Origin of the sequence: Streptomyces turgidiscabies Car8 (assembly GCF_000331005.1) — a bacterium.
GTDB lineage: Bacteria > Actinomycetota > Actinomycetes > Streptomycetales > Streptomycetaceae > Streptomyces > Streptomyces turgidiscabies.
The window spans coordinates 48,612-54,931 of record NZ_AEJB01000648.1; the positions used below are offsets into that span (position 1 = coordinate 48,612).

Annotated in this window: 9 protein-coding genes; 2 read left to right on the forward strand and 7 right to left on the reverse strand. The window is 70.5% G+C overall.

Features of this window, described 5'->3' with window-relative positions:
- Nucleotide 1: 1 nt before the first annotated feature.
- On the forward strand, nucleotides 2-523 hold the full coding sequence (locus tag STRTUCAR8_RS45140) for an RNA-binding S4 domain-containing protein (protein WP_006383197.1): 522 nt from the start codon (nucleotides 2-4) through the stop codon (nucleotides 521-523).
- Nucleotides 524-658: 135 nt separating this feature from the next.
- Here STRTUCAR8_RS45140 and STRTUCAR8_RS45145 read toward each other — a convergent pair whose 3' ends face one another.
- From STRTUCAR8_RS45145 to STRTUCAR8_RS45160, 4 genes are all read right to left on the reverse strand, one after another.
- Nucleotides 659-1,129 (reverse strand): DoxX family protein, encoded by a 471-nt coding sequence (locus STRTUCAR8_RS45145; RefSeq protein ID WP_006383220.1) that lies wholly within the window; start codon nucleotides 1,127-1,129, stop codon nucleotides 659-661.
- Between the two features lie 89 nt (nucleotides 1,130-1,218).
- Nucleotides 1,219-1,761 carry an MOSC domain-containing protein gene (locus tag STRTUCAR8_RS45150; protein WP_006383201.1) on the reverse strand — a complete coding sequence of 181 codons (543 nt, stop codon included), beginning with the start codon at nucleotides 1,759-1,761 and terminating at the stop codon, nucleotides 1,219-1,221.
- Nucleotides 1,762-1,807: 46 nt separating this feature from the next.
- A complete protein-coding gene (locus STRTUCAR8_RS45155) occupies nucleotides 1,808-2,485 on the reverse strand; it encodes a class I SAM-dependent methyltransferase (RefSeq protein ID WP_006383222.1) in 678 nt (225 codons plus the stop codon).
- Nucleotides 2,486-2,559: 74 nt separating this feature from the next.
- Entirely contained in the window at nucleotides 2,560-3,552 is a 993-nt protein-coding gene (locus STRTUCAR8_RS45160; protein ID WP_006383196.1) for an acyltransferase domain-containing protein, read from the reverse strand.
- 62 nt (nucleotides 3,553-3,614) lie between these two features.
- On the opposite strand from STRTUCAR8_RS45160, the gene STRTUCAR8_RS45165 reads away from it, so the two are divergent.
- Complete coding sequence (locus STRTUCAR8_RS45165) at nucleotides 3,615-3,878, forward strand: DUF6343 family protein (protein ID WP_006383202.1); 264 nt, start codon at nucleotides 3,615-3,617, stop codon at nucleotides 3,876-3,878.
- Nucleotides 3,879-3,930: 52 nt separating this feature from the next.
- On the opposite strand, the gene STRTUCAR8_RS45170 is transcribed toward STRTUCAR8_RS45165, so the two are convergent.
- From STRTUCAR8_RS45170 to STRTUCAR8_RS45180, 3 genes are all read right to left on the reverse strand, one after another.
- Nucleotides 3,931-4,320 (reverse strand): tetratricopeptide repeat protein, encoded by a 390-nt coding sequence (locus tag STRTUCAR8_RS45170; protein ID WP_006383215.1) that lies wholly within the window; start codon nucleotides 4,318-4,320, stop codon nucleotides 3,931-3,933.
- 50 nt (nucleotides 4,321-4,370) lie between these two features.
- The gene (gene coaE / locus STRTUCAR8_RS45175) at nucleotides 4,371-4,979 is read right to left on the reverse strand and encodes a dephospho-CoA kinase (RefSeq protein WP_044473991.1); all 609 of its coding nucleotides are present in this window, start codon (nucleotides 4,977-4,979) and stop codon (nucleotides 4,371-4,373) included.
- Between the two features lie 87 nt (nucleotides 4,980-5,066).
- Nucleotides 5,067-6,005, reverse strand: a complete 939-nt coding sequence (locus tag STRTUCAR8_RS45180; RefSeq protein ID WP_006383227.1) for a PAC2 family protein — start codon at nucleotides 6,003-6,005, stop codon at nucleotides 5,067-5,069.
- Nucleotides 6,006-6,320 lie beyond the last annotated feature (315 nt).

The following is a 6,320-nucleotide window of genomic DNA, read 5'->3' on the forward strand; positions in this document are numbered from 1 at the left end:
CATGGCATCTGGCAGGGCTCCCGAGGACACGGACACCGAAGGCAGCGCGCACCCCGAGGACAGCACCCAGGACGGCACCGTGGCAGACACCGCACCGGCCTCCCCTGCGGTGGCCGCGGCCGACGCCGCCCGTCCGGCGAGCGGTGAGAGCGTCCGGATCGACAGCTGGATCTGGTCCGTACGTCTCGTGAAGACCCGTTCCATGGGGGCGACCGCCTGCCGAGGCGGCCACGTACGCGTCAACGGCGAGCGCGTGAAGCCCGCGTACGCCGTGCGCGTCGGCGACGAGGTCCGCTACCGCCACGCCGGTCACGAGCGGATCGTCGTGGTGAAGCGCCTGATCCGCAAGCGGGTCGGAGCCCCGGTGGCCGCCGAGTGCTACGTCGACAACAGCCCTCCCCCGCCTCCCCGCGAGGCCGTCGCCCCGGCAGGCATCCGCGACCGCGGCACGGGCCGCCCGACGAAGCGTGACCGCCGCGAGATGGACCGCCTCCGAGGCCTCACCGGCCCCGACGACGAGTAGGAGGAGCCGGCGGCCGGCTCCCCTGTCCTCGCAAAGCCCTCATGGGCCTGACCCCGCACGGGCCGAGGACGCGGCAGTGGCGTCCGGCAGGGTCCCCGCGACCCCCGAACGCCACCCCCACCGTACGCCGGCATCTCACGCCTGTCGCCGCACCAGCCGCAGCAGGTCCGCGTTGTGTCCTCGGCGGGCCCAGGCGATGAGGGTGAGCGGCACGATGAGGATCAGGGGCGTCGCCGCGTACTGCCCGTCGAAGACGGCGACCTGCACGACGAACGCGCCCACCATCAGCGCGCTCAGTGCCATCGCGGCCACCGACTGCAGCACGGGGATCAACAGCGCGACCGCTCCGGCCAGTTCGAGCAGCCCGATGGTGTACATGCCCGCGCTGCCCCAGCCCATCTTGTCGAAGGACTCGGCGGCCGACGAGTGCGCGATCAGCTTGGGCAGCGCGCTCGCGAGCCCGTAGAAGAGTGCCAGCACCACCTGAAGCACCCGCAGCGCGATCCAGGCGCGCCGTCCACGGGCGGACACCGGCTTGGCTGAAGCGACCTGCGTCGTGGACGCGGCGGCGGTGAGGGACGTGACGGGAGCGGTGGTCTCGGACATGGAGGTCTCCTGTGTGAAGCGGTTCGCGTTGCTGTCACAGAGGTAGACCGACCGTCGGCCCAGAACTCATCGCCGCCCGGCGGGACTTCTCAGACCGGGCGCAGAGCCTGGTGCGGTCCGCTGGGAAGCTCGGCCTTGATGGTGTCTCCGGGGCGCACCTCGCCTCCTTCCGTGACGATGCTCATGATTCCGGCCTTCCTGACGACGTTTCCGGCGGCGTCGCGTCCGACCACGCGTTTCAGCAGCCCGTCCTCGAAGTGGTCGATCTGCAGACAGGGGTTGCGCAGACCGGTCACCGTCAGCACCACGTCGTCGCCGATGTGCAGCAGGGTGCCGACCGGAAGCGCGAGCAGATCGACCCCCCGGGTGGTGATGTTCTCGCCGAGTTCTCCGGGAGCCACCTCGAACCCCTCCTCACCGACCTCGGCGAGGAGTTCCTCGTGGATCAGGTGAACCTGGCGCAGGTTCGGCTGCGTGGGGTCCTTCGCCATCCGCGATCGGTGCTTGACGGTAGTCCCGGCGTGCACGTCGCCCTCCACGCCGAGCCCGGCCAGCAGTCTGACGCTGTCCCGGTTCGGCTTGCTGAACGAGTACCCGCCGTTACTGCTGACCGCCACCACTGTGCCGCTCATCCCACAACCCCCTGCCTCATGTGTCCCGGTGCACTACACCCTTTCCCTACCCACTGACCGCTCTCACCCAGACCCCGTCCTCCGTCAGATACCGGTCGACTCTCAGCCCCGCCTCCCCCAGAGCCTCCTCGAACTGCTCCGGTGTCAACGGCCGGGCCAGGAAGGTCTGGGTCCACACCGCGTCCGGGAACTCGTACTCCGCGCGCACCGAGTGGACACCGTCCCCGACCGGCTCCGACGACACCAGCCGTATCGTGGAACCGCTCGGGCCGACCCGTTCGCGGGGCAGGTTCGTGTGGTAGTCCGCGCCCTCCCGCTGGATCAGCACCTGGCCGCCCTCGGCGAGATGCCGGGCGCAGGTGCGCAGCAGTCCCCGCCGAACCTCCGCGTCGCCGGCGTGCACGAGGAACGACGCGAGCATCACCACGTCGAACTTCTCCCCCAGATCGAGATCCTCGATCGGGACGCATATCGTGCGCGCTCCCCGGACGCGCTCCAGCATCTCGGCCGACTCGTCGACCGCCGTGACCGTGAAACCGCGCTCCAGGAGCGGGTGGGTCATACGTCCGACGCCACTGCCGAGCTCCAGGATGTGCGCGCCTTCGGGCGCCGACGCGGCGATGATGTCCGGCTCGTCCCCGATCGGCAGCCGCGAGTAGAGCTCCACCGCGCAGCCGTCCGGGGTGATCGCACCGGGTCCCGTGCCCTCATAGCCTTCACGCATTTCCAGCCTCATGCCCGCACAACGGCCTGCAGCGGCACGGCCGTTCCCGCCCTCTGCTTGTTCACCCGTTCGAGTCAAACCGGCGGGAGCGGGAACCATCCGTGCCCGATGTACCAGTGGCCGCCCGCCCGCAGATGGTCCCCCACGGCCCGTTCCACTGTGGTCCGCCGGGGCAGTTCGGCGACCGGGAGGTCCGGGTTCCCGAACACGAACTGGACCGGTTGGGTGTCGGCCGGCTCTCCCGTCTCCGGTGCGATCCGGAAGCGTTCCTGGAAGCGGACGATGTTGGAGTCCGCACCCAGATACCGCTTCAGCTGCGGATCCAGCAGCCAGGAGTGACAGACCCCGGCCGTGTACCGCTCCCCCGGAAAGTGCCGCGCGAAGAAGTCCGGGGCCAGGGCCAGGGACCGGTCGCAGGCGGCCGGGGACAGCGGTCCGTGGAAGTCGGGGATGTGCACGCTGAGACACATGGCGTCGGCGTCCGAGGCGAGGCCGGCGGCGGAGAGCGGCCCCGCCGCCTGTTCTCCCACACGTGCCCGCTGGAACTGCAGCCGCCCCAGCTGGAACAGCTCACCGTGAAAATGCAGCCGGAGCCACCACGGGGCCTGGGCACCACCCTGGCCGTGCCTTCTGCGGTGCAGCGCCATGTTCCGCCCGACATCGGCGAGCGTACGACGGGACACCTCGGGCGAGATCCCCAGGGCAAGGTGATGGGCGCGTACGCGGGGAAGCGCCGCGACGTACACGTACGCGGCGAAGTACCGGCCCAACGCGGCCGCCGCCCCGTCCGCCCGTTCCTCCGCCCGCCCGGTGAACAGCTCCGCGATCCGGTCGGCGGGCCATGGTGCCGCCCCGCCGATCTCGCCCATGTTCCGGACCAGCCCCTCGACACACTCCTCCAGGAGTCGCATCGCGGCGGAGTCACGGGTCAACGGGCTCCGCAGTGCGACCAGTTCGTTGATGTCCTCATGAGGCACGGCCAGGTCGAGCAGGATCTCGGGGAGGTCGTCGGCGTCCGGCAGCACGGTGTGGTTCTCTCTCGTCGTCTCGGTGGGCCGGCGGTCCAACCCACGGTCTTTGGTCAACGTCAGGCGCGAAGAGTAGGTTGCAGAAAGGAGTGGTGGTCCCGATGCGTACAGGCAGTGAGCCGATGACCGCGCGCAGTGCTCTGCGGGCGCGGCTGTGGCTGAGCGTGTGGGGGCTGGTCTGGGCGATCGCGGGGACGGCCGCGTTCGCGCTCGCCGGGCGTCCCGGGTGGGCGGCTGCCTGCGGTGTGCTGTGGCTGGTCGTCACGGTCGACCTGACCATGATCCTTCGGCACATCCGACAGGGCCCGCACTACCAGCCGGGCCCCGACATCCCGCCGTACCGGCCGCCCGAACACGGCCCGTGACCTCACGCACGCGGACGCGGTCATCGGAGTCGAACCGTCCACCGGCGAAGGCTCAGGACGGGGAGTCGTCGAAGCGCGCCGCTTCCAGATAGCGCGGGTTCGGGTCGAGTGCCGCCGCCAGCCGGAAGTGCCGCTTGGCCTGCTCGGGGCGGCGCTGGCGCTCGTAGGTGCGGGCGAGCGCGTAGTGCGCGAAGGCGTTGTCCGGCTCGCGCTCCAGGACGATCGTGAACTCGAGCTCGGCAGGGCGCAGTTGAGCGGCGGCGAAGAAGGCACGCGCCCGCAGCAGTCGGGCGGCCGTGTTCTCGGGGTGCGCGGCGATCACGGAGTCGAGCAGTTTCACCGCGCCACGGGGATCGCGGGCTTCGAGCAGTCGCTCGGCCGCGCGGAAGTCGATGACATGCGTCTCCGGAGTACGTCCGGTCCATCCGCTGGTCTCGGGCACGGCTGAGTCCTTCCCTCACTAGGGCGGTTCAACGCCAGGACACGGCAACGCTATTCCCGCGCGGCCCGCGCTCTGCGTACGAGTTCCGCCCATACGTCCGTCACACGCTGTTCCAGCTCTCGCAGCGGCACGTCGTTGTCGATGACCACGTCCGCGATCTCCAGGCGCTGCTCGCGGGTGGCCTGGGCGGCCATACGCGCGCGTGCGTCGTGTTCCGTCATGCCGCGCAGCCGGACCAGCCGGTCGAGCTGGGTTTCGGGGCTCGCGTCGACGACGATCACGAGGTCGTACAGCGACTTGAGTCCGTTCTCCGCGAGCAGCGGTACGTCGTGGATCACGACCGCGTCGTCCGCCGCGGCGGCTTCGAGAGCGCGGGAGCGGACGCCCACCAAGGGGTGCACGATCGAGTTGAGCGAGGCGAGCTTCTCCGGGTCGGCGAAGACGATCGAGCCCAGCTTGGGCCGGTCGAGGCCGCCGTCCTCGGCGAGCACCTCCGTACCGAAGGCGTCGACGACCGCCTCGAGGCCTTCGGTCCCCGGCGCGACGACCTCGCGCGCGATACGGTCCGCGTCGATCAGGACGGCGCCACGCGCGACGAGGAGCCGCGACACCTCGCTCTTGCCGGCCCCGATGCCGCCGGTCAGGCCCACTGTCAGCATGACCGGCAGCTTAGGGCCTGCCACTGACAGCGGCCGCGACAGGGCGGCCCTGCGGGCTCGGCCCCTGTCAGGCCGACCGTCGGCGGCTCAGCCCTCGCCCTCCCGCTCCGCGAGGAACCGCTCGAACTCCAGGCCGATCTCGTCGGCGGACGGGATCTCGACCGGCTCCGCGAGCATGTTGCCCCGGCTCTCGGCGCCGGCAGCCGCGTCGTACTGGTGTTCAAGGCCCTGGACGAGGGCCACGAGGTCCTCGTCGCCCTCCTGGATCTGACGGTCGATCTCCGTCTGGGTGCGGTGGGCATCCGTGCGCAGTGCGTGCGCGATGCCGGGCAGGACCAGACCCGTGGCGGCCGTGATGGCCTCCAGGACGGTCAGAGCGGCGTCCGGGTACGGAGAGCGGGCGATGTAGTGCGGGACGTGCGCGGCGACGCCCAGGACGTCGTGGCCGGCCTCCATGAGGCGGTACTCGACGAGCGACTCGGCGCTGCCGGGAACCTGTGCCTCCTCGAAGGGGCTGCGATGGCCCGGCACCAGTTCGTTGCGGTTGCCGTGCGGGGTGAGGCCCACGGGGCGCGTGTGCGGGACGCCCATGGGGATGCCGTGGAAGTTCACGGCCAGGCGGACACCGAGGCGCTCGATGATCTGCTGGACGGCCACGGCGAAGCGCTCCCACTCGACGTCCGGTTCGGGTCCGGACAGCAGCAGGAACGGCGCCCCGGTCGCGTCCTGGACGAGCCGCACATCGAGTGTGGGGACTTCGTAGTCGGTCCACCGGTCGCGCTTGAACGTCAGCAGCGGGCGGCGCGCGCGGTAGTCCACGAGCCGGTCGTGATCGAAGCGGGCCACCACTTGGTTGGGCAGCGTGTCGAGCAGCCGGTCGACGATCTGGTCGCCGGTCTCACCCGCGTCGATGTACCCATCGAAGTGGTAGAGCATGACAAGACCGGCCGACTCCTGCGCCAGCGCCATGTCGACGACGGCCAGGCCTTTCGGCTCCCATGCGTACAAACCCTGCGGATCAAGCACTGTGACCGCTCCTCCTCGTGTTCGTACTGCACAACGTGAAACGGAGCATGGGCATTCCCGCCCGGCACCCGCTCACAGGTACGACTTACCCGCCAGGGACACGGCATGACCGCCGGACGGACACCACGCGCGCGTGGAGCGCTGTTACGGCCGGGCGTCGGTGCGCCTGGGCCGGTCACGGGTGAACTGCGTCTGCCCGGCGGCTCGTTGCCGGGAAAGGTGTACAAAGGCCGGTTGCGCCCCACCAGTTGCCGCTGTGTCCCGCACGTTTTTGTCCCACCGCCGTAGGGCTGCGGGCAGCCGGCCGCGCACAAC

Bases quoted from the DNA above. Each gene is read 5' to 3' on its own strand.
- STRTUCAR8_RS45140 (WP_006383197.1), top strand. From the start codon at position 2: ATGGCATCTGGCAGGGCTCCCGAGGACACGGACACCGAAGGCAGCGCG.
- STRTUCAR8_RS45145 (WP_006383220.1), bottom strand. From the start codon at position 1,129: ATGTCCGAGACCACCGCTCCCGTCACGTCCCTCACCGCCGCCGCGTCC.
- STRTUCAR8_RS45150 (WP_006383201.1), bottom strand. From the start codon at position 1,761: ATGAGCGGCACAGTGGTGGCGGTCAGCAGTAACGGCGGGTACTCGTTC.
- STRTUCAR8_RS45155 (WP_006383222.1), bottom strand. From the start codon at position 2,485: ATGCGTGAAGGCTATGAGGGCACGGGACCCGGTGCGATCACCCCGGAC.
- STRTUCAR8_RS45165 (WP_006383202.1), top strand. From the start codon at position 3,615: ATGCGTACAGGCAGTGAGCCGATGACCGCGCGCAGTGCTCTGCGGGCG.
- coaE (WP_044473991.1), bottom strand. From the start codon at position 4,979: ATGCTGACAGTGGGCCTGACCGGCGGCATCGGGGCCGGCAAGAGCGAG.